The sequence below is a fragment of the Vibrio sp. McD22-P3 genome (assembly GCF_021568915.1).
Lineage (GTDB): Bacteria > Pseudomonadota > Gammaproteobacteria > Enterobacterales > Vibrionaceae > Vibrio > Vibrio mediterranei.
Window position 1 is genome coordinate 21,109 of record NZ_JAKGTN010000005.1, and the last position, 25,154, is coordinate 46,262.

Consider the following 25,154-nt stretch of genomic DNA (forward strand, 5'->3'; position numbering starts at 1 on the left):
TTAAGACTGTGAGTTTGACGAATCTAGTGACGACAGTGCGGTTGGTGCATCCGTTGCATTTTCAGCTAGTGGTTCAAATTCATTGATAGCGTTGATTTCGACACCCATTGAGATGTTAGTGACACGCTCTAGAATGATTTCAACCACAACAGGGACCTTGTGTTTCGCCATCAGCTCTCTTGCCTGAACGAACGCATCTTGGATGTCTTCTGGCTGTGTTACACGAATCGCTTTACAGCCTAACCCTTCCACCACTTTCACATGGTCAACACCATACCCTTCAAGTTCTGGAGAGTTCTGATTGTCGAACGCAAGCTGCACGCAATAATCGATGTCAAACTGACGTTGTGCCTGACGAATTAGGCCAAGATACGAGTTGTTAACGACTACGTGGATATACGGAAGATTAAACTGCGCACCCACAGCTAACTCTTCAATCATAAATTGGAAGTCATAGTCACCTGATATTGCGACAACATCACGGTTTGGATCCGCGGCTTTCACACCCAGCGCAGCGGGAGCAGTCCAGCCTAAAGGACCCGCTTGGCCACAGTTAATCCAATGGCGTGGCTTGTATACATGAAGGAACTGAGCCGCCGCGATTTGCGATAGACCAATCGTGCTGACGTAACAAGTCTCACGACCAAATGCTTTGTTCATCTCTTCATAAACACGCATTGGTTTAATTGGCGTTTCCGTGAAGTGCGTTTTACGCAACATACTGGATTTGCGCTGCTGGCATTCACCAACCCAAGACGCACGATTAGGTAGAGTGCCTTTTGATGAACGTTCGCGAGCAACATCGACTAACAGCTCCAATGCAGATTTGGCATCCGACACAATACCAAGATCCGGGCAGAATACGCGTCCAATTTGAGTCGGCTCAATGTCTACGTGGACAAACTTGCGGCCTTCGGTATACACATCCAATGAACCGGTGTGACGGTTAGCAAAGCGGTTACCAATACCGAATACAAAATCAGAGTTCAAAAGCGTTTCGTTACCATAGCGGTGTGCCGTCTGAAGACCCACCATACCTGCCATCAACTCGTGATCATCAGGGATAGTACCCCAGCCCATCAGCGTTGGAATCACTGGCACACCAGTCAGTTCCGCAAACTGTTGTAGCAATTCTGATGCGCCTGCGTTGATAACACCGCCACCTGAAACAATGACCGGTTTTTCGGCAGCACACAGCATATCGAGTGCTTTTTCTGCCTGCTCGCGAGTTGCGGTTGGTTTGTATGCCGCAAGTGGCTCGTAGGTATCGATATCAAATTCGATTTCAGCTAGCTGTACGTCTAGTGGCAAATCGATAAGAACCGGGCCAGGCCTACCTGAACGCATTAAATGAAATGCTTTTTGAAATGCGCGTGGCACTTGAGCGGGTTCCAGTACTGTGGTCGCCCACTTCGTTACTGGTTTGGCAATAGATTCTATATCTACCGCCTGAAAATCTTCTTTATGCAGTCTTGCTCGAGGGGCTTGCCCAGTAATACATAGAATCGGAATCGAGTCCGCCGACGCAGAATAGAGTCCCGTGATCATATCCGTTCCAGCGGGTCCCGATGTACCAATACAAACACCAATATTACCTTGGTTAGTTCGTGTGTAGCCTTCAGCCATGTGTGATGCGCCTTCAACGTGGCGGGCTAACACATGGTCAATACCACCTAGGTGTTTCATCGCCGCATACATGGGGTTGATTGCTGCGCCCGGAACACCAAACGCAATGTCTACTCCCTCTTTCTTTAGTACGGCTACAGCTGCTTCAATTGCCTTCATTTTCGCCATTCTAATATCCCTCTCAGATTGTATACAATTCAAATCCATATTGTGTACTATGAACCATATCCAGAGAATCGCAACCCCAAAATCAACATTTTTGCAACATAGAGTTAAAGCACTAAGTGACCACTTACGCCGTAGTTCCTAACAGATAATGCTTTATATAAAATATCTTTACGTAAAAATATTTTCAGAAAAATTCGATGATAAATTAATGTTAAATACCCTTTGATCATTTGTTTGTTTTCCAATATAAGTAAATACACGGATACAGTTTTGTATACAAAATAAGAAAGTATTGTTTAAAGGAGACGAACAATGGCACTTAATGAAGTTATGGACGCAGCACAAGCAGATTGTCTTAAGGTAATTGGAGATACCCAGTCCACAGCTTATCAAGCGATCCTAAATTCCGACGCCCTAACCTTCCTAGAAACGTTAGTTGCGCACTTTGGCAGTAGACTCACTCAACTGCTACAAGACCGTGAAACCAAACAAGCCGCCTTTGATGCGGGCGAGCTACCAGATTTTCGCAAGGACACCAAATCAATAAGAGATGACAAGAGTTGGAAGGTTAGCCCGCCGCCAGCTCCGCTATTAGATCGTCGCGTTGAAATTACCGGTCCTGTTGATAGAAAGATGGTCATTAATGCACTGAACTCCGGCGCAAAAGTATTTATGTGTTGCTTTGAGGATGCTTCCTCCCCGACCTGGCAAAACATGGTAGAGGGACAGATCAACTTACGCGACGCTAACCTTGGAACCATCAGTTATTACGACGACACCAAAGACAAGCAATACTCATTGAATAGTGATCCAGCACTATTAATTGCTCGACCTCGCGGACTTCATTTACCAGAAAAATCTATTCAATATCAGGGCCAGCCGATTGGCGGGTGCTTAATGGATTTTGCGTTGTATTTCTTCCACAACTATCAGTCTCGTGCAGACAAAGGCTTAGGTGTTTATTACTACATTCCAAAGTTGGAAAGCATGGAAGAAGCGAAATGGTGGGATGACGTATTTGCCTTTACTGAACGCTACTTCGGGGTACCAACAGGAACAATTCGAGCGACCGTGCTTATCGAAACACTACCTGCTGTATTCCAAATGGAAGAGATGTTGTATGCAATGAAGGACCACATTGTGGCCATGAACTGTGGTCGATGGGACTATATATTCAGCTACATTAAGACGTTGAAGAACCACAAAGACCGAATTTTACCAGACCGACACGGCATCGGTATGGACCAAGAGTTCCTAAACGCCTACAGCCAATTACTGGTTAAAACCTGTCATGCACGTGGTGCACTTGCAATGGGCGGGATGTCTGCCTTCATTCCGGCAAAAGATCCTGAAGAGATGGAACGTGTAACAGCGAAAGTCATTGAAGATAAAAAACGCGAGTCGAATAACGGTCACGACGGCACTTGGGTCGCGCACCCTGCATTGGTTGATCTTGCGATGTCGGTGTTTGACGAGCAGCTTCAGGGGAAAACAAATCAACTTGATTATGTCAGTCCATCGGAAGACATTACTGCCGAGACGCTATTAAAACCTTGCGAAGGTACGCGTGATGAAGCGGGTGTGCGCAAGAATATTCGTATTGCTCTCTACTACATTGAAGCATGGATACAGGGGCACGGTTGCGTACCAATTTATGGACTGATGGAGGATGCCGCAACGGCTGAGATCTCTCGTGCCAACATTTGGCAGTGGATCCACCATGGTGTCACTCTGGATGATGGCCAAGTCTTTACATCATCACTCTTTCACACTTGGCTCTACCAAGAGCTAAAAACGATTAAACAGGAAGTTGGCGATGCACGTTATGCTGCAGGACGCTTTGATGAAACAGCTGACCTTTTTTATGAGCTTTCTACAGCAAAACAGTTCGCTAACTTCCTGACCCTTCCAAGCTATTCGTTACTTTAACCAAACTGTTGGCAAAGTACGCCTAAATCCTGCTGACTTAATCCGAATAAGTGCTTAAGGCAGCAGGTACGAATAGCGCAAGCTATGAGACGAGGAGATAACATGGGAAGTTTAACTCTACAACAAGCACTGACCATTATTGATGGCACATTTGAAGCTGGACTGTCTGACGACTGTGCGCCTTTGACTGTTGCCGTTCTTGATAATGGAGGAAAACTGATTTCTTTGCAGCGACAAGATGGGTCTAGCATGATGCGACCTGACATTGCAATTGCCAAAGCATGGGGCGCATTAGCGTTAGGTTGTTCCTCCCGAAAACTAGCGCAAGACGCTGATTCTCGTCCTGCATTTATCTCCGCAGTTAACGTACTTGCCCACGGTAACATGGTTCCCGTTCCGGGCGGACTGCTTATTCGAGACGAAGAGAAAAACGTGATTGGCGCTATTGGCGTGAGTGGCGATCTCTCTGATATTGATGAGCGCTGCGCTATTCAAGGGATTAACTGTGCCAACTTATACAGCGATGAGGTAGCCGCTTAACGTATAAGGCCCTAACGAATTAGGGCCTTAATGCTTATTCATATTGGCTCAACCAAGTTTTAAACAACTGATTTGCCTGCTTTTTCTGAGAAGCCGAAAGAGATTTCACCAATCCATCTTGCACTTCGACGTGTTCTTCGATCATTTTATCAATCAGCACTAAACCATCTTGCGTCAATTGCACCGTAACGCTTCGACGGTCCGCTTTGCTGTGCTCTCTCGAAATTAATCCTTTGGACTCCAGCTTATCCAATCTATTGGTCATCGCTCCTGACGTAAGCATCATCGTGTTAATTAGCTCTGACGGTGTTAAACGATAAGGCTTACCACTACGTCGCAAGGTTGCCAAGACATCAAATTCACCAAGTTTTAAGTCGTATTTTTTATGTAAATCCGCAACTTTGGTTTCCATATATTTGGCAATGCGCATTAGCCGCCCCATCATGGCCATAGGTTCTGTGTCCAGCTCAGGCTTCTGTTTTGCCCACTGCTCTACTACGCGATCAATCGCATCCATGTCTTATTCATCCACTGGTTAATCATCAAGAAAAATTAGTTTAACATAAAGATACTTTACAGGCAGCCAATTTGTCGTTAGAGTGTGCGCAAATATCTTAACGTAAAGATAAATTAAATGAACATACTTCTGGCAATGATCCCCGCCTTTTTCTGGGGTACAACTTATGCCGTAACCAAATTTACGCTACCAGACTGGCCGCCGATTTTGTTAGGGGCTCTGCGAGCGCTACCAGCAGGTTTATTATTACTGCTGGTTAAGCCGACTTTACCTAAAAAAGGTGAATGGCAAGTATTACTAACGCTTGGTCTTATCAACATCGCCACCTTCTTTGGTTTGATATTTGTGATGGCGCAAACCTTGCCGTCTGCCATTTCAGGCGTAGGTATGGTTTCGGTGCCTGTTTTCGCAATGTTATATCAATGGCTGGTAAAAAAACACCGTCCGAGCTGGTCACAAGCATTGAGTGGTCTAGCACTGGTATCACTGGCATTTTTCTTGTTTTCGCCAGGTTCGATCAGCCTTAACCCAATAGGTTTAGGCGCAATGCTTGCAGCGATTATGTGTATTGTCGCGGGTAGTAGTATCACTAAGTCATTGGGCACAAGAATTCACTGGTGGACAATATTAACTTGGCAGCTAATCTTAGGCGGCGCAATCTTAGCGATTGCTTCTGGCTTTCACGCCGCAATTGCACCGGAAACTTATGTCTCGGTCATCGAGAACTTTGATGGTCGAAACCTGTTTGGTTTAAGTTGGGTCGTTGGTCTCAATACCGCACTAAGTTACGGCATGTACGTATGGCTGTTACAGCGGATGACAGTGGTAGATTTCACTTTCGGTGGTATCGCAAACCCAATAGCAGGCATTGTTTGTGGCCTAATGCTACTTGGTGAGTCGTTCACGCATACTCAATACATTCTGATGATGGGTATGATAATAACCTCACTGATTCCACAAATGATCATGGCGATAAAACAGCATCGTGTGACGCGACTAGCCAACCGATAATTACAAGATACCGTTTTCCCAAAAGCGTTTAATACAATGCTCGGCAGCTTCTACCGAGCATTGTTGTTTCCGAGGCTAACACTTTACAAACATAGTCAGAACCGTACTATAGGCGGCTGTTTTTACCAAAAGAGAATCCTTGTGAAACGATTAGTACTGTATGTCTCAGACAAATGCCCTCACTGTAAAGATGCTCAGCGTTATTTGGACAGCAAGGGTTATAAATACCGCCTGACCAATGCAAAAATGCAGCGTGGTCGCAAAGAGTTAGATGCGATTGGAGCTCGTTCTCTTCCTGTACTGAAAATTGGTGACCAATATATGGTAGGTTGGAACCCGAAGAATTTCGAACGTATGTACAAAAGCAATTAATCCTTCATTTCCTATACTGCTTCTATCAATGTCGAGAGGCAGTATAGTATGAACAATTGGTGGGCATTTTTAATTGGATTCGTTACCGCTTTCAGCCATGCGGACAGTTTAGAAGTCTTGGATGAAGCGAGGATCATTAATCAACGACTGTATTTAGTTCATATTGGCAGTCAGCCTTCGCCGATACACACTTGTTTCGCCACCCAAATTGCCAACCAAACGTTAATCACACCGGCTCATTGTATCTACGATTATACCTCTCGCAGTTTCTACCCACTTAGAGATATTCGGCTAACCGCGCTATTTGGCCAAGATGAACGTTATGACTTTGCTCACGCGACTTCAGTAAAGACCGATCACCAGAACGTCGAAAAGATGACGGCGCGAGATGACTGGGCCATTCTTGAAGTGGGTTCTCAGCTAGGCTGTCATCAGGATATCGCCGCTCTCGTCGACGCCTCTACCGTTCAATGGGAGAACGAGCCGATTCAATTGTTGGTTTATGATCAAGCTCGTGCAGCACTTGCCATTGAAACCTGTTTTGTTGACTCATCTAATCTGAGCAACATGACCATAAGTCAATGCAGTGATATGACTCAGGTGTTTTCTGGCACACCTATTTACGTCCAAATAGGTGTGAATATGGCTTTGATTGGTATGGTCACCAATAAACAACAAGACATAAGCCATTCTGTTTATTCCGCAACGTTTATCGGGCAAGTGCTCACTCGGCTACCTACTTCGAGTACTTGCATCAAAGATGCTTCTTAACAAAGTCTATAAAAGTCCTATCAGCGCGCGATAAGTACCCATCTTTACGCCAAGCTAGAGCAAGGTCGACGAATACTGGCGGCTCAAACGACAACCCCTTAAGTTCTGGTTCATGCCCTGTGACCAACTCCAATAATGCCGTAATAGCAAACTCACGCTTTACTATAGATAGAATCATTGGGAGAAGATTAGTTTCAAACGAGAACTTCGCTTCGATATTACGGCGTTCACACTCCTCATCAATAAAGTCGCGGTGGAAATATCCGGGTTTAAACATCACCAGTTCTTCATCGAAAAACTCGTCAAAATCTAATGATTGTTTATTTGCAAATGGGTGGTTTTGACTGACTACCGCGACCATTTCAGAGCGAAAGATCTGGTCGACTTCTAGATCACCGGGCACGTCCGTATTGCGAATAACACCGAGGTCGATATCCCCATGGAGTAACATCTTTCTGATGTCTTGTGTCCCTGCCTCAATAACCGTCATTTTGAGATTGGGATAGGCACTCTTAAATGCCATGACTATTTCTGGAAAAAAATAGGACCCCATCATACTTGGTGTCCCCAAACGAACTTCGCCCTTTAATAACCCTTTCATCTCATCAATGGCTAGGCTGGCATCATCAATTTGGCGCAGAACCTTCTGAGCATGAGGCAATAATACTCGACCTTCCTGTGTCAACATAACTTGTTTATCGACGCGGGAAAAAAGCTGTACACCGAGCTGCTGCTCAAACTTCTTGATAGAAATGCTCAGTGCAGGCTGAGCAATGGCCACCGCTTGGGCTGCTCGGGTAAAGTTTTGGTGTTCTGCGACGGCAAGAAAGTGCTTAAGTTGTTTAATATCCATATTAATAAAACATATCGAAGTTATAGCTTTAATATATTTCATTAATCCATATCTGAGTGCTAACTTGGTCACATAAGCATCGTTTAGTTATAGAGAATCAGGTTGTGATAGAGCTGCATACGAAACAATACCAACAGATAACTTGGGCATTAGCCCTCGGCTCCTTTTTGGTGTTTTGTAATCTATATATCTTCCAACCAATCCTACCGCAGCTTGCTATACACTTTTCAGTCTCTGAAACTGATATAAACTGGGTGTTCGCTGCTTCTACGCTAGGGCTGTCGGTATGTCTAGTACCTTGGGCTATTACTTCGGAGAGCTTAGGCCGACGGTTCGTTATGCTCGCAGGTTTATTTGCGATTCCTGTTATCGGTTATTTGATGTTGTTAACCGATAACTTATCGACACTCGTGTTTCTGCGAGCTTGTATGGGAGTATCCTTAGCAGCATTTGCCTCAGTAGCCGTCGCCTATATGGTAGAGGAATTATCCAGTGAAGCCTTTACTCGAGCTATCGGCGGCTATATCGCTGCCAACTCACTAGGTGGTATTGCAGGGCGTGTTGCTGGCGGTATACTCACAGGCTACTTTGATTGGCATACCGCGGTGCTAATTATCTCCAGCTTTACATTAGTTTGCGTCATCATTGTCGCCTTGCTATTGCCGAAGCAGCAACATTTCAAACCGACGCGTGGCCTTTTCTTTCACCACAACCGAGCCCTGTTAACTCATCTTTCTACACCGATAGTTTGGGTTGCAATGATCATCGGCGGTATTAACTTTGCGCTCTTCGTCAATCTCTACTCTGTGATGGGGTTTAGATTGGTGGCGGATCCGCATAATCTACCAGTCACGCTATCTGCGCTGATCTTCCTTTGCTACTTAGCGGGTACGGTTTCTTCCAAATGGACTGGCAAATGGCGCGCTTACTTCTCGCCAATTCTTGGAATGGCGCTAGGCACGACACTCAGCTTACTCGGTATGCTAGTCGCAATAATAGAGAGCATTCCTGCTATGTTGGTCGGGCTACTTCTCATCAGCGGCGGCGCGTTTTTTACTCATACATTGGCATACGCATGGGTAAGTCAGAAAGCGACTACCGCCAAAGCAACGGCTACCGCACTTTATCTTGTGCATTATTACGTCGGCGGAAGTATTGGAGGTTTCTTCTTACTGTATTGTTGGCAACACGGTAAATGGACTTCTGTGGTTGAAGGTGGATTAGCCTTATACCTTGTCCTGTTTGCATTATGTTGGAAACTTTCCAAGCTAGATCGAGCAGAGCAAACTACGGCACTTGTCGCAGACTCTCGCTAAATCCTCTCCTAAACTTTCCTTTACCGTTGGGCACATACTAACCAACGGTAATCAATATTAATGTAAGTAACAAATAACGTTAATAACTTTTCTCGTTACAAACCTTAACTAATTGTTTAAGGTTTATTTACTTTGTGGCTATCCAACAACTCACAGAGTTATTAACGAACTACACCGTTAATATTAATGCTAACATTCTACACGAATCCGTGTATTAGCCCTCTAACAAACTTCCATGAAAAATTGTTAGAGGGTTCTTTTTAAAATATGAAATCACAAGATCGCCCAATTGAAGGCCATGTATAACAAGGACTATTAAAACCATTATCCAAATAAGTTAAAAATCGTTTAATAATATAATCACAATAACAGTAAAAATAGTTAATTAATCAACAAACCATGTCAGCCTATATAATCAAAATTAACATAAAACGAAGATTTTATGAGAGGTAAACAATGGGACGCGCTACAGCACAACGCAAACCTTTCCAAATTCTTACCAACCCTGATATAGAGAACTTATTGGGTGAGAACGCCCCACCTCTTTTCCCCGACGGGACACTATTCATAAACCGAAAAGTGAGCAAAGTGTATTGGTGTGTCGTATCTAACGGTGATTTGATGTCATTTGGAGGGCATGTTGGACGAAGTAAGAAAGCCTCGTCGCATAAGCTGCTGACAAGGCTAAGCGGCGATTTTATCGGTGGTTGGTTCTTGTGTCATGACATTAAGGTCATCTATACCGGGAATATCTCTCAACACCAATCTATCACTGAAGTAATTAAACATCGCAAGGTCTTTCGCAAAAGGCAAATTCCCGTAATGGAACCGACGATAAGAACCTTGAAAGATGTTAGATGTGCAAAAGATCTATGAACATCAATAATGAAGAAACCAAACATGACCAATAACAATATTCAAGTATTCTCTTTTTTCTCGTTATGTTTAGTTAACAATTGGCTAATGCGAGATCTACTATCTTATTTTTCTCTCAAAAGAACATCTAGGTATTAGTTATGAACACACTAACAATAAATGAACTATATGACCGTTTGAAAGAAAAGAAAGTCGAATCTGTCTGTTCTCAATGTGGCTCTGAATATTGGCGAACACCAAAGATCAATAGTCGCTATTCCAATATTTCGGCTCTACCAGATACTATCTATACGGTGACGATGGGCAACATTGAATATGTACATCTCTGTTGCGATAAATGCGGTTTCACTCGTTTTTTCTCAAAAGCGCTACTTTTTAGTCAGTAGCGGCATAAGAAGATGGATAAAGAAACGCTCGCTCTCATCCTACTTTTATTTTCTGCCTGCGCTGTCGCAACGACAACGTATTACTTGCTCAATGCTTGTTGATATGGCGCGTATAGTTAAGTTTTTAGACCACCCGCTCACAAAGACCCTACTCAAGGTCTGCACTACTGACTGTGTTGAGCGTCTGGCCATTGCGATGATGTGGCTCTGCTTTCTTCTTTTGATAGCTCCAGCGTTTCTCACTCTCATGGAATTACTCACTTAAGGATTTTTTGTTTTTAAGCGATTACAACTGTCAATCAAACAAAGACAAACAAGGAGGAAGTACCTATGAAAAAACTGATATTTCTAGCGCTATCACTAGCAGCTCCGCTAGCCTTCGCTTACACAGTCAAGTACGACTATGAGTTTAAGAATGGTGATCATCGTATTTGCCATTACGATGACAACGGTCGTGACTACGTCGTTGAAGTCCCACTGGCGAAGTCTTGTCCTGCGGAGGTAGAAAGAAAATCCGATTAACGATAAAAGCCATCTTATACAAGATGGCTTTCTACTTTGTTGACTCAAAGAAATACTTCGAATTCTATGCTGTAAGTGTTAATTACGCTCTTTGGTGACATCTAGGTGTAAGCCCAATTGGTTAGCCATACTAAGTTCGTTTCGTTCAACAATCTCTTCGATTATTTTGCCTTCATTATTGAAACGGAAATAGGTAAGGCTAGTCCATGTCACATCTTTTCCTGACACATCAAAACCCATCCACGTGTTTGAATTTTCAGCCTTATGCGTTAACGCCACGACTACTTCGCCCTCAGTCTCGATGACTCTTTGAAACGTTGTTTTCACACTTTCGTACCGTTCAGTAACACAAGATTTGAGCTTAGCTTCAAACTCTTCAAGCCCTCGTAATGTTGTTCCGCAATCCGGTCTATGGATCAAAGCATCAGCCGCAAAATATTCGCCCACACGCTCTGTTGCCTTTCCATCAACACAAAATTCAAAATAGTCTTTAATTGTTTGAACTTGTTTACTTGTCATCTTTATTCTCCTTTTACTTTACCTTTGTTTTTATTGTTATTTTATTGGCATCAGTAGATTTGAATAGACTTTAAAAGGTGGATAGGATGTCAACAATTAGTACACAATAAGAAGAACCATGAATCTACTTACACTTATGCGCTCGTTTATCAGTACCGTTGAAGAAGGCAGCTTCACTGGTGCTTCAAAGCAATTAGGCGTATCCAAATCTCTGGTTAGCCGAAACATTCGAGATCTAGAGAATCATCTAGGTACGCGGTTAATGAATCGTTCAACGAAAACACTGTCTTTAACTGATGCAGGTAAACACTACTACCTTGAGTCAAATATTTTAGTGACTAAGTTGGATACGCTGAACGACAGCATTAAGCACGATAGCGTTGCAATGTCGGGTACGTTGAACGTTCTCGCACCGAATGGTCTTACCGAGATCATGTTAATGCCATTCATCTGCAAATTTTGTACTAGGTATCCAGAAGTTAAAGTTAACCTACTCCTTGATGACGGAGTAAACGATATCTCTTCGCAAGGCTATGACGTCGCCATCCGCTCGGGTAACTTAGTCAAACAAGACCTAGATCTTGTTGCTACGAAACTCACTGAAAACCAATGCATTGTCTGTGCGTCACCACAATATTTGCAAAATCATGAGCCGATTCTACATCCAACAGACTTATTGTCTCATCGGGTAGTTGAAGACCCAAATCTTAAAAACTATTCTCTATGGCGTTTTCGCAAGGGCATAGAAGAACACGACATTGAGGTTTCGCCTTCGATTTCGGTCAATAGTGTTCAAGCCATTAAAGTGGCGCTGCTCAACCACTTTGGTGTCGCTATGCTCCCAAGACAATTGGCTAAAAAAGAAATCATTGATGGTAAACTCATCGAAGTGCTCAGCCACTACCAATTACAAAACCGGGCAGTGTACGCACTCTATCGAGAACGAGTTAATACACCTCGAAAAGTCAGAACGTTTATTGAGGAACTTAGAGCTTTCTTGATGCTTTGACTATTATTGACTGTGACCCAAAAGAGTTTCAAATTAGCCTCAACTGCATTAGCATGTGGCTAACTGACGCTTTAATCCAATGGGTTCGAGTATCATTTCACTTCAGCTGATGGATTTTTGGTGCCTCAGCTTAAGCAACTGAATAGCAACAATGCGTTGATTACAAAAATATATGAAAGAAATTAGACCCTTACGTGAAGAAGTAGTAAAGATCGAGCAGCAAGTTCAACAGTGGTTGAAAGATGTGGTTATTGGTTTAAACCTTTGCCCTTTTGCAGCTAAACCAGAAAGAAACAAGCAAATCAAAACTTTTGTTAGTCTGGCCAATAATGAAGAAGGTCTTTTAGAAGATATTCTGGGTGAACTGATGTTATTGGAACAAACCGAAGTGAGTGATCTCGAGACCACGTTGGTTGTAGTTCCGAACATGCTTGAAGACTTTATGGACTATAACTTCTTTATTGATTGGGTCGAAGCGCTTATCAAACAAAATGATTGGGAAGGTATTTACCAAGTCGCGACATTCCACCCAGATTACTGCTTTGGTGGTGCAGAGCCAGAAGACCCAGAAAATCTGACCAATCGTTCTCCCTACCCTATCTTCCACCTTATTCGAGAAGAAAGTATGGAGCGAGTGCTAAAGCACTACCCGAATCCGGAAGCGATCCCAGATAATAATATTGATCGCGTCAGCGCTCTAAATGAATCGGAAAGAAAACAATTGTTCCCATATCTATTTGGTCACTGATCAAATTCAAGCTCTGCTCAAGTCAACCTTACATTGCGATTTTAGTCGTATCGAAACCGTTAACTCAGTGGTAGTTTCACCTTAATTGATTTGATGAGACTACCACCATGAAACCTTGGATTAAATTTATCCCTTTGATTCTGCTTGTCACCTATTTTGTGACCTACGACATCATGGATCAAATGGGACATGACAACGCAGCCCAAACTACGGCTCAAATAGAGTCAACGAAGTGATTAGTCTGCCCACTATGCTGTTAGTTTAGTGGGCGAACTTTTCCACGTATAAATGCCATACAATTCTGACAAGTCTTTGCTTTGTAGTATTCATGCCTACTGATACACTACAGCCATCCTTAAGACTCTATTCATTCAGCATTTTAATATGAGTTTATCTCTAACTATCTACAATACTGTTGGAGAAACAGGCATCGAGCTTGCCACTTTTTCTAACGCTTGCTCCGATAGCATTCTCGCCCAATGGAATGCCATATCAACAGCAAACCAAGTCACGCCTCACTACCTCGTGCTTTTAGATGGCAAAGATCATGTGAATAGTAAGTTTATTAATCAAAAAGAGGTGTATCAGTTACTAGAACTATGGGGCAATTTCGATGACTTTTATACTGAACTGCCAACTGACAGATGACACTTCCAACACAAACTTGTGTCTAGTTAACGCCCATTTTACTGCGCTATTGAGTACAAGATGTTAAAAGGCCACCTCGAAAGGTGGCCTTTAAGTACGACGACTCGGGACCCTAATTCCGAAACGACGTTTTCCAAAAAGTACGTGTACTTTCTGAAACTGTAGACCAACCCGTTCTCGTATACATGACACCGATTGGTCGAAATTCACAGCTTGTTTTGGGGATCGAAATAATTCTAATAACAATCATGATCTTATTCAATCTTACAGTGATTAGATCGTGAACAAAGTGTACACACAAATTAGCAATAGTGATAATTCAATCACACTTATATCTACAATACGCATATATCGCATTGCTAGCGAAAAGCTATGGTGTTTGATAGGATCGTAAAACCTATACCAAAAGACAGAAATCGATGAAATTAACCAAACTTACCCAAGAGATTTTCGATCACCTTTATCGTGATATCACTGAGTTCCGTACTACATTTGACCTACCAGTAAATGACTCTAATTCTCTAGATGATGCAGCGGATACTTTGCATAGCTCTCTTGCTATCGAAGAAATGACTGAGTTGGCCGAAGCTGACAGCAAAGTCGAACAAGCGGACGCGATCATCGATTCTGTTTATGTCTTAATGGGTCGCTTAGTGCACCTTGGCGACAGCAAAGTAGAAGATAACGTGGCTATCAGTTACCTTATTGAGCTTCTACTGCATGTAGCAGCCAACCGCGACATCGACTTCATCAAATGCTGGGATGAAATCCACTCTAGTAACATGAGCAAAGTATGCCGCAACGAGCAAGAGTATACGGAAACTGAAGCGCACTACGCGAAGCAAGGCATTGCCCTAATGGCCGTTCAAAAAGGCGAATACATCATCGCAAAATGTGCTGAAGATTTCGTTTCTGAAGCAAAAACAATTCGTAAAGGCAAAGTACTTAAATCCGTCTATTACCGCCCAGCAGATCTAGCTCCTTTGGTATAGACCTAGCGACTTGCTTTTAAATGGCTATCCTTGTGATAGCCATTTTTGTTTCCCTTAGAATCATTCACCCCTTCGCTTTATTTCTACCTATCAAAACTGCAAGTTATGATTGAGCATCTATGCACATAACGAGATGAGCGTACAATGCCATCCATTCGATACCAAGGCAAAAAACCTAATGCAAGTTTATAAAAACTGGCGCTAGTTTAATACCTTATTGCTATCGAATAACTCTTGTCGGCGCTCTCCCAAGCGTCACAGCTATACGCAGACTGATTGAGGCATCTTTGCCTTCTTGAGGTCAACACAGCATTGGTCACGGCATGTAAGTAATTACACGATTACTCACTGCGATTAGGTATCGTCCCAGATATCTGGTTGTGACTACAAAATCCCAAAAATGAACGCTCGGCGACAGCCGAAACAAAAAGAACTTAGGTTCTAAACGACAAATTCGTACTTGCGCTCGCGCGAAACGAAGTTGGCTTTTTACAATTTGATAATTAGGACAGAACTCATTTATATGGCAGTTTTTAGTAAAGAAGAGTGGTTTAGTAACATCAGCAACGATCTCTTAGCAGGTATTGTTGTTGCCCTAGCACTGATTCCAGAGGCTATTGCCTTTTCGATTATTGCAGGATTAGATCCTAAAGTAGGCTTGTATGCCTCGTTTAGTATCTGTGTCGTCATTGCTTTTACTGGCGCAAGACCTGGCATGGTCTCAGCGGCTACTGGAGCCATGGCTTTATTGATGACCTCTTTGGTTAAAAACCACGGATTGGATTACCTTTTGGCAGCAACTCTGTTAACCGGAGTGATTCAATATGTAATCGGTTGGCTTAAACTGGGCAATCTGATGCGATTTATCGCCAAATCGATCATTACTGGGTTTATCAATGCGTTAGCCATTTTGATCTTCATGGCACAATTGCCTGAGTTGACCGATGTGACATGGCACGTGTACGCACTAACACTAGCAGGATTAGGCATCATTTATTTGCTTCCTTTAATCCCTAAAATTGGCAAGGCGTTACCCTCTCCTTTGGTGTGTATTGTCGCGATTACCCTAATCAGTACCTACCTGGGTTTTGACGTCAGAGCCGTTGGTGATATGGGTGAACTGCCTAATACTTTACCAGTGTTCCTTTTACCTGATATTCCATTCAATTTAGAAACGCTGCAAATCATCTTCCCTTATTCACTTGCCTTAGCAGTTGTTGGCGTGTTGGAGTCACTAATGACGGCGACCATCATTGATGATTACACCGATTCAACCAGTGATAAGAACAAAGAGTGCAAAGGTCAAGGTGTTGCTAATATTGTTGCAGGATTACTGGGCGGCATGGCTGGTTGTGCCATGATTGGTCAGTCTATGGTTAACATGAAATCAGGAGGAAGAACTCGACTGTCCACCTTATTTGCCGGCGTAGCATTGCTGGTAATGGTAGTTTTTCTTGGCGACTTCTTAAAGCAAATCCCAATGGCTGCACTTGTCGCTGTGATGATTATGGTTTCCATCTCCACCTTCTCTTGGAAATCGCTGGTCGAGATAAAACATCACCCACTCCAATCCAATGTCATCATGCTAGCAACGGTGGTATCCGTGGTTATGACACATAATCTCGCCATCGGCGTGCTAGTTGGCGTACTTTTGGCGTCCGTATTTTACGCCAATGCCAGTATCTCTATCATGGATGTGGTCGACGAAGTTATTGTTGATGGAGAGCATATTACTCATAAGGTTCATGGGCAGATTTTCTTTGCATCAGCCTACGACTTCGTTGATATGTTTAGTTATGACAATGAGCACCCTGTGGTCACAATCGATTTATCAGATGCTCACTTTTGGGATATTACCGCGGTTGATGCCTTAGATAGAGTGGTATTACGTTTTTCCAAACTTGGTAATCAAGTTGAAGTCATCGGGATGAATCCTCAAACCGAAGCTCTGGTCAAAAAATACGGTAAATATGACAACCCTAACTTCTTAACTATGACATTCGGTCACTAATCACCATTGGGAGAACCAACAATGAGCTTACGTTATGACGAAGAACTCGCTACCTATTTTGGTGATGAAGATATGAAGTTAGATCGGCTTTTGTATCTACTGGAGCAAACGCGGAGATATGAATCAAGATTATATTGGATGAAATTGAAAGTGATGATTTTTGGGATCGCAATTCCATCCATTTTATCTGTTATTGCGATTTTCGTGGCTCTCAACCACTAATGTTAATTCTTCAGTTCAATCATTAAGCTAAGCATAGGTTAGCTGTACAAAGCTAACCTATTACGACGATGAGGCTGTTCGTCCAAATGCGCTGGTCATTCTATTAACGGCATCATTAATCTTCAAAAATAAGATAGGCTCTGCCGTTATGCTCAACCTTTTGCACATTAGTCCTGTAAACCGAGTTAATGTTCTCAACTGTCAGAACATGCTGGCTACTCCCTACCGCTTCGAGTACACCATTGCTCAATAGCACAACATTGTCCGCCCTTCTCAGAGTCACGTTAAGATCGTGATTCGCCACAACGACAGTTGTACCCTGCCCAGTGACAAGATCTATGAGTCTATGGAGGTATTTTTCCTGACCAATATCAAGTGGAGCCGCTGGTTCGTCCAGAATTAGATATTTGGCTAATGGGTTGATGGGTTTCCAAACTTGAAGACAACAAGCCGCTAACCGCACTCGCTGCCACTCCCCACCAGATAAATGATGGACGGTACGACTCAACATGGTATCCAGATTAAGCAGTTCGACAATAGATAAAATGGCTCGATTTACCTCTTCGCTGTCATCTCTGCAATTTGCAGGAATGGATAACGAAAGAAACTGGTAAACAGGCATATTGAACGCTGGGCGAGCGGATTGACTGAGATACGCTCGCGTTAATGCAATATCTGGCAGAGATAAGGTCGACAGCGCCGTACCTTCAATAACAATGTCACCTTGATAGTCAATCACACCAGCTAAAGCTGCTAGTAAGGTGCTTTTGCCACTACCGTTCGGACCAATAACATGCGTTAGTTGTCCCGTTGGGATATCTATCGTCAATGGCAGTAACCTAGTGCCAATAGTTAGGTTATGAACTTGAATCATGACTCTTCACCAGCATCCAAATAAAGATCGGCGCTCCTATTGTCGTGGTCATCACTCCAACGGGTAGCTCAGCAGAATCCAGTACTAGTCGCGCAAGTATGTCAGAGATCACCAACAATGTTGCTCCCGTTACCGCAGACAATGGCAACAAGTAACGGTTTTCAGTGCCGAAAGCCAAGCGAAGTAGATGCGGGACAACTAATCCAACGAAGCTAATCACACCACCTAAAGCAACCGAGCCACCTACCAACAGCGATACACAAAGGATGAGTTGCCAACGGACGCGGTTTACATCCACACCCAATTGCTTAGCGTGAACTTCTCCTACCATCAACTTATCCAAAACCTTACCTTGAAGGCATAGCCAGACGCCTATTGGAATCATTAACACCGTGAGAACATGTTGATACCAACTTACGCCACCGACGCTTCCCATCAACCAGTACATTAACTGGCGAAGACTAAGCTCGTCACTGAAGTAGAACGCCCAAGTCACCACAGCGCTAGATAGAATTCCAAGTGCGACCCCCACTAACAGCAGTCGAGTTGTTGTCAATCTCAAGGTTTTGGCCATACTCACCAATATCAAGGTGAAGCCAAGTGCCCCAACCACCCCGGATAACATAAAACCCAGTGGCGTCGCAGCCGCGGGAAAAGCAAACAAAATGATCACCATTCCCAAACTGGCACCGCCTGAAATACCCAGGACACCAGGTTCTGCGAGTACATTACCTAACAACACTTGCAGCGAAGCACCAGAGAGCGCGAGCGCGGCTCCAATCGCAGCGGCAGCAAGCAGTCTTGGTAAACGCAAATCATAGAGAAGACGAGACTCAAGTGCGGTCTGAGGTGAGAACGGATTAATAAAAAGCTCTCCAACCGATAGGTGGAGTAACGCGAAAATAACTAAGACGCCAGTCATCGCAATAATCAATTTGCGCCAGCGTCTTTGGTTTTGATTCAGTAACTGATTGAATTCCATTTGAGAAGCATAACAGCGGCGATGCAGAACGCCACTGTTTTTCGATCAATCGTAGACCAATTGGTCATCCTCATAGCGGGTTGCCACTTTAACCACCATCAAGGCAGCGCGTTGCCCAACCACCACTTTGCGGTTCGGAAAAACAATGGCTTCATGATCGTTCTTTGCCATTAATGGTTTATCACCGTCATGGCCAAAGACTTCACCGTGTTTAAACTCTGTGAAATTCTCGACATCATCGTCAAACAAGAAGCCAAAATCATCATGGTGACGAACCACAGTGCGTGACACACGATAAATGACTGGCTGCTTCGCTAAATGCTCTGGTGTTTCTTCAGACAACAGATCTCGAGTAGCAATATCAAACGCAAGCAGTTTTTCCAGATCGTTTTCGCCAATTCGCGCTACACGCCCAAGCTCCATTGTTAACGCTTGTGCGCCATAATTCTCGGCGGAGAACCAACTAAACGTGCTCGACGGCGCATTGGATAACAGCACCGCATCCATATGAGCACTCGCAACGTAATCAAACAGAGCCTTGCTTCTTACCGCATGTCGTGCACGAGGGCTAACGACAAAAGAATAGTGTTTTGATTCACGAATCGCACAGTGCAAATCCAAATGCCAGCGACTTGCCTCTTCTGTTCCTTGATAAAACTTGTCGACTAACAATCTCAAGTGCTTAGCAATCGCCACCTCACGGTTTACGGCGTGCTCTTTACTACCGAATAATCGATTTAGATTCTCATCAATAAAACGCGTATGTCGGTTGGTAGCCTCTGGATGAGCAATGATAAACAGACAACGAGCATTCAGCTTTAAAAAGCCCGATTCTATGTCTTCCACCATTTTGCTGACCAGTTCCATCGGTGCTGTTTCGTCACCGTGGATGCCACATGAAATTATGATGTGTTTACTGTCTTTATCTAGATGTTTTGGGGTAACTTCTAATACCCCACGATAACTCAGTTCCATTTTCACTCCATCTGGAGTGTTCAGCGATTTTGCAGTGAACTCAGTTTCGGTTTCCAATGTATCTTTTAGAAATGACTGGCGAAAAAGCGATTTCGTCATGCGCTGCTCCCTATCTAACAGCGGTATGGTAATGAAACATTCAATAAATTTATACGGATATGATCGCGTTTATCGAAGTAAGTCTCGTAACTTTAAGGCAAAACACCTATTTTACCGAAAAATCAATGTTGAGCACTACGCATGTGGTGACATAACTACTCTATCACCACATACGTTTCAGGCTTTCTTAACTTTCTAGGCTATCAAGCAAAGATTCAAATTCATCCACTTTCAACGCCAACTTAGCCATTCCTTCATTCCAAAATGAGGCTTGAGTGAGGTCTTTACCCATGTGCTTCAACACAACCTCTTCAGCTAAATAAGACCCTGTATCTCGTAACAAGGAAACATAGTCAGGGAAGAATGCCTCTCCTTTGGTTGTACGCTGTGCATAAACACCCTGGCTAAATAGATAACCAAATAAATATGGATAGTTGTAGAAACTCAGTTCTGAGATACTGAAATGCAGCTTGCTCGCCCAGAAATATGGATCGGTTCCTGACATGGAATCACCATACCAATCACTCCATGTTGTCGACATAAGTTCGCACAGTTGCCTAGCGTCCAACTCATTTGTTTCTCGGGCTTCATAGAAGGCTTTTTCAAACTCATAGCGCACTGGAATATTGATCGTCAGAGCGTAGGCAGAAGATAACTCCTCCCACAGCATTTCTAGCTTCTCTTCCGTGGTTTGCGCTTGATCTAACAAGTAATCTCGAACGATATTTTCAGCAAAAATGGAGGCCGTTTCTGCCAAAGTCATCGGGTAATGAGTACGACACAGAGGCAAGTCACGCATCACCCAGTTGTGAAAAGCATGTCCTAGCTCATGAGCTAACGTTAGCAAATCCGAGCGGCTACCACCCCAAGTCATAAAGACCAATGGCGTGCGTGTCGCGGCAAGCTTGGTACAATACGCGCCTAAACGGCGGTTGTTTGACGGCTCCGCATCAATCCAACCATTATCAACCATGGTTTGAACAAACTCCGCCATGGATGGGTCGACCTGTTCAAATGCGGCTTTAATGACCGCGATGCCTTCTTCAAAAGAATAGACTTGTGCTTCGCCACTGTTTAATGGTGGCATCGCAGCGAGGTGGTTCCAAGGTGTCATCGCATCAAGTCCATGAACGCGAGCCATTAATCTTCCCGCTTTCTGACCTATTGCTTTACTCTCATTAGCAGCAGACATCATCGCATCCAGTGTTTCTCGTTGAATACGATTCTCGCGCAAGCTAGAGTCTAAGAAATGTTCTTGCTTCGCTTTTGAACGCTTTTTACCTTCATTGTGTCGCCAACCGGCTAAGGCATTCACGATGGCAGCAAACGACGTTTCATTGGCTTTCATGGCTGATTGGATGCCTTCCCAAGCAAGCTTGCTGCTTAGCAAATTCACCACCATACAAGAGACTCGCCGCTGTTGAAAATCCTACGGTTTCAGAGCCGGAATCCGTTTTGATATCAATGGTCAGTGAGCCAGTAATATTATCGTATAACCTGCCCCATGCATCGCGTCCGTCCACTTGCATCGCTGAAAGCAGTTGCTCTTCCTCAATGCTCAGCTGAGTTTCGGCTTTGCGCTGCAATAACTCAATTTGAAAACCTTGCCCGGAGACTGAAGGATTATCATGATTTAAAACTTGTTCTATGAATGACACTTCCGCCAACGCTAGGGTATTTTCATACGGCGTAAACGCCTGCTCCAGCTCTGAGTTGAGCTGAGCAATACGTCCAATTAACTGTTTGGCTTGTGTATTTTGCGCATCTGTAGAGGCAAAGCAATTTGCCAAGGTATTTACGGTCGCCAACAAAGTGCCAGCCGCCTCCATGGTTTGAATCGCATTTTGCATCGCTGACACGTTTTGACGTTCACCACTATGGCTATTCAACAATTCAATAGAACGTTGAATCAAAGCAATGTCTTGCTCTACTTTTGGATCATCAAGGTTTTGATAAGCTATTGATAGATCCCAAACGGCTTTGTTCATTGCGATATTTCCTTGTATTAGTGTTTCGCGAAACCTAAACATCATTGATTCCACGAGACCTAGTTAACGGTTGCTGACAGCCTTCGAAGAGGCACAGCTGCCGTAAGTCACTGTTATAACTTAAAAGAATGTAGAGAGGCCCCGACCGTTTTCACTTTTACATGCGCAGGGAACTCGGAATTAAACTGTAAATGAGTGATAGAGGCATTGCCAATATCAAGCGTTGAGTAGAGCTTTGGATTGGCCCAATCTAAACCAACAACTTCCGCTAAAATCAATCGAATTACACCACCATGAGCAACTACCAATGTTGTTTTATTGGGCTGACTAAGTAACGCAAGAAGGCTGTGCCAACCGTGAAGAACACGAGCTCTAAATTGACTCAGTGACTCGGCTTGTGGAAGAGGATGGTTCACCGGGTCACTCCAAAACGGCTCGACGCTCAACCAATCTTGTTTGCTCATCTTATCAAATGGGACACCATCAAAGGTGCCAAAGTTCATTTCAGCCAATTCATCGACGTGCGCTACATCGATATTCATCGTTTGACTTACCATTTGCGCTAGCGTGGCACAGCGCTTTAAAGGAGAAGAGTAGATGTTTTGAATATCAATTTGTGTGGCGGCCAAAGCTGAGACAATGTCTAGGTTGGTATTCTTAGCAACTTCAACATCGGTTACGCCGTATAAAGCTGGAGGCGCCGATACTTTGCCGTGACGCATCAGTAAAATGTTCTGCATTACCTTCCCTTGTTACTCCGCTCCGCAGTTACTTCAAAACTAACGGTAAACCAGCGGCGACAAACACAACTTTCTCTGCAATCTTTGCGATTTGTTGGTTCATACGCCCCCCATTATCCACAAAAAGGCGAGACACTTCGCCCATAGGCACAACCCCTAAGCCGACCTCGTTCGACACGACAATTACATGCGCATCACATTGTGCTAAGGCCTTGACTAAGGTTTCAATTTCCCTCATTAAACCCAGATCATCACAGTCGTCACCTAAATGGAAAAGGTGGTTGTTCAGCCACAACGTGAGGCAGTCAATAAGTACGACATCCGACGATGAGAAGGTCGATAATTGCTCCACCAGCGCCAATGGGCACTCCCACTCTCGCCAGCCAAGTCCACGTTGGCGACGGTGGTGCTCAATACGAGCGCGCATTTCGTTATCAATCGGCTCAGAGGTTGCTACATAATGCTTGGTAAGCCCCTCGCTAGCGTCAATTAATTCCGACACTCTATTTTCTGCAAAGCTTGATTTGCCTGAGCGAGCACCGCCTATTATCAATTCTACTGGCACAGACTTCTCCTATGGCACAGTGTATGCGAGCAAGATAAGGTAAACCGACAGCTCCACGATTTGTTGCGCAGCGCCAAGGCAGTCACCTGTGAATCCACCTAATCTCGCCATAAGCCAACGTTTAAATCCTATTCGAAATAACAATGCCCAAATCACTAAAGTAATAGTGATTTGCATACCCCAATAAACCGCTGGAAGCAGTGCACACACAGCGAGAAAAATAAGCTCTTTTTGTGTTTGTTGATTAGCTAGCGGTTTGCTTTTGCTACCCTCTGGATCAGACACATACGGCATCGTCGATATCAACGACGCCGCGACGGCTCGACTAAAAACATACGCCAGAATAATAGCGGCAATGAACTGGTTGTGGTTAGCAAGCTCTACAAGGGTGACGAACTTTAACAGTAACACCATCACGAGCGTGCTGACGCCGTATGTTCCAAGTCGGCTGTCTTTCATGATAAGCAGTCGTTTTTCGACCGTCATTCCACCCCCAATGCCGTCTGCCATATCTGCCAGGCCATCCTCATGAAACGCCCCCGTTAATAGCAAACTAAACACCATTGTTATAACGACGGCGACAGAGACAGGAAGCACAGTACTCGCAGCAACAAATACCAGAGCGCACAGTACCGCTATCACAAAGCCCACTACCGCAAAATAACGACCAGAGCGATTCATCCGCTCAGTGGAATATGGCGTGTTTTTAGGTATCGGCAAACGTGAAAAAAAACTCAATGCGAGACAAAACAGTTGCCATTGATAACGCCACCAACTGCGAGATTTTTCGTTACTCACACTGTTACTCCAGCACTCTCGAAGCTTGCCATTGAGTTATAGAACTCAGCCGCACATTTAATAAGTGGATACGCAAGTGCCGCTCCAGTCCCTTCACCTAATCTTAGCGACAAGTCTAAAAGCGGCTTCGCGTTAAATTGTTCCAATACATAACGATGCGCTGCTTCTTGAGAGGTATGAGAAAACAGTAAAACATCTTCTACGCTTGGTTCTAACTTAGCAGCGATAAGCGCTGCAACGGAAACGATAAAGCCATCCACCAATACTGGAACGCGTCGTTTTGCGGCTTCTAGAAAACCACCCACCATATGAACAATTTCAAAACCACCCAGCTCGGATAAGATCTCCATGACTGATTTGCTCTGCACTCTATCGACACCTTGCTGAACCAACGCCAGCTTTAACGCAAGCTGCTCGGCATTAATTCCAGTCCCAAGCCCTACGCTCTGGGCCACTGGTAGCTCGGTGATAGCAGAAAGCAACGCTGATGCTGAGCTAGTATTACCAATACCCATTTCGCCAAACATGAGTATGTTTGCGCCGCTTTCTATCTTTGATGCGACGATATTCCGTCCCGCTTCGATACCTTGTGTAGCTTGTTCTAGTGTCATTGCAGGATGTGCGGAGAAATCATCCGTTCCACATCCTAAACGACTCAAAACTAAGGTACCTGAACTATCTGAAACTGGCTCAAGCATTCCGCAATCTACAACGGAGAACGCTATCTCGTTAGCACGGCAGAAACAGTTAATTGCAGCGCCACCGGCAAGAAAGTTCATCACCATTTGCTGAGTTACCGCACTTGGCGCAATGCTCACTCCTCGCTCGGCCACACCATGGTCGCCAGCAAATACTATGACATGCGGATTTGATACATCGACACTAGTTGCTAAATAACCTAAAGAGAGGCTTTGAATCTTTGCCAACTGGAAAGCGATGCCCTCAAGCTTTCCTAATGCACCTAATGGCTTGGTCTTTTGGTCTATTCGGTTTTGAATAGATTGATCAAATGTATTCGCTAGCATGACGTCCTTTCTTTATGGTTCCACTTACTCTAACTCCCTGCAAAACGGTCAAAATTTGCATTAGAGCTTATG

General features: G+C 44.0%; 26 protein-coding genes and 1 pseudogene. 15 read left to right on the plus strand and 12 right to left on the minus strand.

Annotated features, from left to right (window positions below; translation table 11 throughout):
• Nucleotides 1-1,794, minus strand: coding sequence for a glyoxylate carboligase (gene gcl / locus L2W36_RS07090; protein WP_236109674.1), 1,794 nt, complete (start codon nucleotides 1,792-1,794; stop codon nucleotides 1-3).
• 330 nt (nucleotides 1,795-2,124) lie between these two features.
• On the opposite strand from gcl, the gene aceB reads away from it, so the two are divergent.
• Together aceB and L2W36_RS07100 are read left to right on the plus strand one after the other, a co-directional pair.
• A complete protein-coding gene (aceB, locus tag L2W36_RS07095) occupies nucleotides 2,125-3,723 on the plus strand; it encodes a malate synthase A (protein WP_443088385.1) in 1,599 nt (532 codons plus the stop codon).
• Nucleotides 3,724-3,825: 102 nt separating this feature from the next.
• Nucleotides 3,826-4,263, plus strand: coding sequence for a GlcG/HbpS family heme-binding protein (locus L2W36_RS07100; protein WP_006070593.1), 438 nt, complete (start codon nucleotides 3,826-3,828; stop codon nucleotides 4,261-4,263).
• Nucleotides 4,264-4,297: 34 nt separating this feature from the next.
• On the opposite strand, the gene L2W36_RS07105 is transcribed toward L2W36_RS07100, so the two are convergent.
• Nucleotides 4,298-4,780: a MarR family winged helix-turn-helix transcriptional regulator gene (locus L2W36_RS07105; protein ID WP_006070592.1), complete on the minus strand. Its 483-nt coding sequence runs from the start codon at nucleotides 4,778-4,780 to the stop codon at nucleotides 4,298-4,300.
• 117 nt (nucleotides 4,781-4,897) lie between these two features.
• Here L2W36_RS07105 and L2W36_RS07110 point away from each other — a divergent pair, with 117 nt between their 5' ends.
• The 3 genes from L2W36_RS07110 to L2W36_RS07120 all read left to right on the plus strand — a co-directional run bounded on the left by L2W36_RS07110 (nucleotide 4,898) and on the right by L2W36_RS07120 (nucleotide 6,934).
• Complete coding sequence (locus tag L2W36_RS07110) at nucleotides 4,898-5,791, plus strand: DMT family transporter (protein ID WP_088877153.1); 894 nt, start codon at nucleotides 4,898-4,900, stop codon at nucleotides 5,789-5,791.
• Nucleotides 5,792-5,932: 141 nt separating this feature from the next.
• On the plus strand, nucleotides 5,933-6,163 hold the full coding sequence (locus L2W36_RS07115; protein ID WP_006070589.1) for a glutaredoxin family protein: 231 nt from the start codon (nucleotides 5,933-5,935) through the stop codon (nucleotides 6,161-6,163).
• A 48-nt stretch (nucleotides 6,164-6,211) separates the two neighbouring features.
• Nucleotides 6,212-6,934 carry a hypothetical protein gene (locus L2W36_RS07120; protein WP_236109676.1) on the plus strand — a complete coding sequence of 241 codons (723 nt, stop codon included), beginning with the start codon at nucleotides 6,212-6,214 and terminating at the stop codon, nucleotides 6,932-6,934.
• Here L2W36_RS07120 and L2W36_RS07125 read toward each other — a convergent pair.
• The gene (locus L2W36_RS07125; RefSeq protein ID WP_006070587.1) at nucleotides 6,918-7,787 is read right to left on the minus strand and encodes a LysR family transcriptional regulator; all 870 of its coding nucleotides are present in this window, start codon (nucleotides 7,785-7,787) and stop codon (nucleotides 6,918-6,920) included. The genes L2W36_RS07120 and L2W36_RS07125 overlap by 17 nt on opposite strands.
• Before the next feature lie 104 nt (nucleotides 7,788-7,891).
• Between L2W36_RS07125 and L2W36_RS07130 the strand changes: the two genes are divergently transcribed.
• The 4 genes from L2W36_RS07130 (at nucleotide 7,892) to L2W36_RS07145 (ending at nucleotide 10,887) form a co-directional block, all read left to right on the plus strand.
• Nucleotides 7,892-9,103, plus strand: coding sequence for an MFS transporter (locus tag L2W36_RS07130; protein ID WP_236109677.1), 1,212 nt, complete (start codon nucleotides 7,892-7,894; stop codon nucleotides 9,101-9,103).
• 456 nt (nucleotides 9,104-9,559) lie between these two features.
• A complete protein-coding gene (locus L2W36_RS07135; RefSeq protein WP_006070585.1) occupies nucleotides 9,560-9,979 on the plus strand; it encodes a hypothetical protein in 420 nt (139 codons plus the stop codon).
• A gap of 140 nt (nucleotides 9,980-10,119) precedes the next feature.
• Entirely contained in the window at nucleotides 10,120-10,365 is a 246-nt protein-coding gene (locus L2W36_RS07140) for a hypothetical protein (RefSeq protein WP_038222115.1), read from the plus strand.
• A 330-nt stretch (nucleotides 10,366-10,695) separates the two neighbouring features.
• Entirely contained in the window at nucleotides 10,696-10,887 is a 192-nt protein-coding gene (locus L2W36_RS07145; protein WP_198557706.1) for a hypothetical protein, read from the plus strand.
• Nucleotides 10,888-10,965: 78 nt separating this feature from the next.
• On the opposite strand, the gene L2W36_RS07150 is transcribed toward L2W36_RS07145, so the two are convergent.
• Nucleotides 10,966-11,406 carry an ester cyclase gene (locus L2W36_RS07150; RefSeq protein WP_006070583.1) on the minus strand — a complete coding sequence of 147 codons (441 nt, stop codon included), beginning with the start codon at nucleotides 11,404-11,406 and terminating at the stop codon, nucleotides 10,966-10,968.
• A 118-nt stretch (nucleotides 11,407-11,524) separates the two neighbouring features.
• On the opposite strand from L2W36_RS07150, the gene L2W36_RS07155 reads away from it, so the two are divergent.
• From L2W36_RS07155 to L2W36_RS07180, 6 genes are all read left to right on the plus strand, one after another.
• Entirely contained in the window at nucleotides 11,525-12,415 is an 891-nt protein-coding gene (locus L2W36_RS07155; protein ID WP_236109678.1) for a LysR family transcriptional regulator, read from the plus strand.
• A gap of 172 nt (nucleotides 12,416-12,587) precedes the next feature.
• Entirely contained in the window at nucleotides 12,588-13,163 is a 576-nt protein-coding gene (locus tag L2W36_RS07160) for a DUF1415 domain-containing protein (protein ID WP_006070581.1), read from the plus strand.
• Nucleotides 13,164-13,547: 384 nt separating this feature from the next.
• Complete coding sequence (locus L2W36_RS07165) at nucleotides 13,548-13,811, plus strand: hypothetical protein (protein ID WP_006070579.1); 264 nt, start codon at nucleotides 13,548-13,550, stop codon at nucleotides 13,809-13,811.
• Between the two features lie 419 nt (nucleotides 13,812-14,230).
• A complete protein-coding gene (locus L2W36_RS07170) occupies nucleotides 14,231-14,803 on the plus strand; it encodes a nucleoside triphosphate pyrophosphohydrolase family protein (RefSeq protein WP_236109679.1) in 573 nt (190 codons plus the stop codon).
• Between the two features lie 523 nt (nucleotides 14,804-15,326).
• Entirely contained in the window at nucleotides 15,327-16,814 is a 1,488-nt protein-coding gene (locus L2W36_RS07175) for a SulP family inorganic anion transporter (protein ID WP_236109680.1), read from the plus strand.
• A gap of 21 nt (nucleotides 16,815-16,835) precedes the next feature.
• Nucleotides 16,836-17,036, plus strand: coding sequence for a hypothetical protein (locus tag L2W36_RS07180; protein WP_006070576.1), 201 nt, complete (start codon nucleotides 16,836-16,838; stop codon nucleotides 17,034-17,036).
• Between the two features lie 115 nt (nucleotides 17,037-17,151).
• Here the strand turns inward: L2W36_RS07180 and btuD are convergent, their stop codons facing one another.
• The 8 genes and pseudogenes from btuD to cobT form a co-directional block, all read right to left on the minus strand.
• Nucleotides 17,152-17,910, minus strand: coding sequence for a vitamin B12 ABC transporter ATP-binding protein BtuD (btuD, locus tag L2W36_RS07185; RefSeq protein WP_006070575.1), 759 nt, complete (start codon nucleotides 17,908-17,910; stop codon nucleotides 17,152-17,154).
• A complete protein-coding gene (btuC, locus tag L2W36_RS07190) occupies nucleotides 17,894-18,892 on the minus strand; it encodes a vitamin B12 ABC transporter permease BtuC (RefSeq protein WP_236109681.1) in 999 nt (332 codons plus the stop codon). The genes btuD and btuC overlap by 17 nt, the downstream gene beginning before the upstream one ends.
• 45 nt (nucleotides 18,893-18,937) lie before the next feature.
• Entirely contained in the window at nucleotides 18,938-19,966 is a 1,029-nt protein-coding gene (locus L2W36_RS07195; protein ID WP_038228341.1) for a succinylglutamate desuccinylase, read from the minus strand.
• A gap of 187 nt (nucleotides 19,967-20,153) precedes the next feature.
• Nucleotides 20,154-21,954 (minus strand): annotated as a pseudogene (locus L2W36_RS07200) (M3 family oligoendopeptidase).
• A gap of 113 nt (nucleotides 21,955-22,067) precedes the next feature.
• On the minus strand, nucleotides 22,068-22,694 hold the full coding sequence (locus tag L2W36_RS07205; protein ID WP_006070571.1) for a histidine phosphatase family protein: 627 nt from the start codon (nucleotides 22,692-22,694) through the stop codon (nucleotides 22,068-22,070).
• Nucleotides 22,695-22,722: 28 nt separating this feature from the next.
• Nucleotides 22,723-23,259, minus strand: coding sequence for a bifunctional adenosylcobinamide kinase/adenosylcobinamide-phosphate guanylyltransferase (cobU, locus tag L2W36_RS07210; RefSeq protein WP_038228334.1), 537 nt, complete (start codon nucleotides 23,257-23,259; stop codon nucleotides 22,723-22,725).
• Nucleotides 23,260-23,268: 9 nt separating this feature from the next.
• Complete coding sequence (locus tag L2W36_RS07215; RefSeq protein ID WP_124941020.1) at nucleotides 23,269-24,057, minus strand: adenosylcobinamide-GDP ribazoletransferase; 789 nt, start codon at nucleotides 24,055-24,057, stop codon at nucleotides 23,269-23,271.
• The gene (gene cobT / locus L2W36_RS07220) at nucleotides 24,054-25,082 is read right to left on the minus strand and encodes a nicotinate-nucleotide--dimethylbenzimidazole phosphoribosyltransferase (protein WP_236109682.1); all 1,029 of its coding nucleotides are present in this window, start codon (nucleotides 25,080-25,082) and stop codon (nucleotides 24,054-24,056) included. Before cobT ends, L2W36_RS07215 begins: the two co-directional genes overlap by 4 nt.
• Between the last annotated feature and the right edge of the window lie 72 nt (nucleotides 25,083-25,154).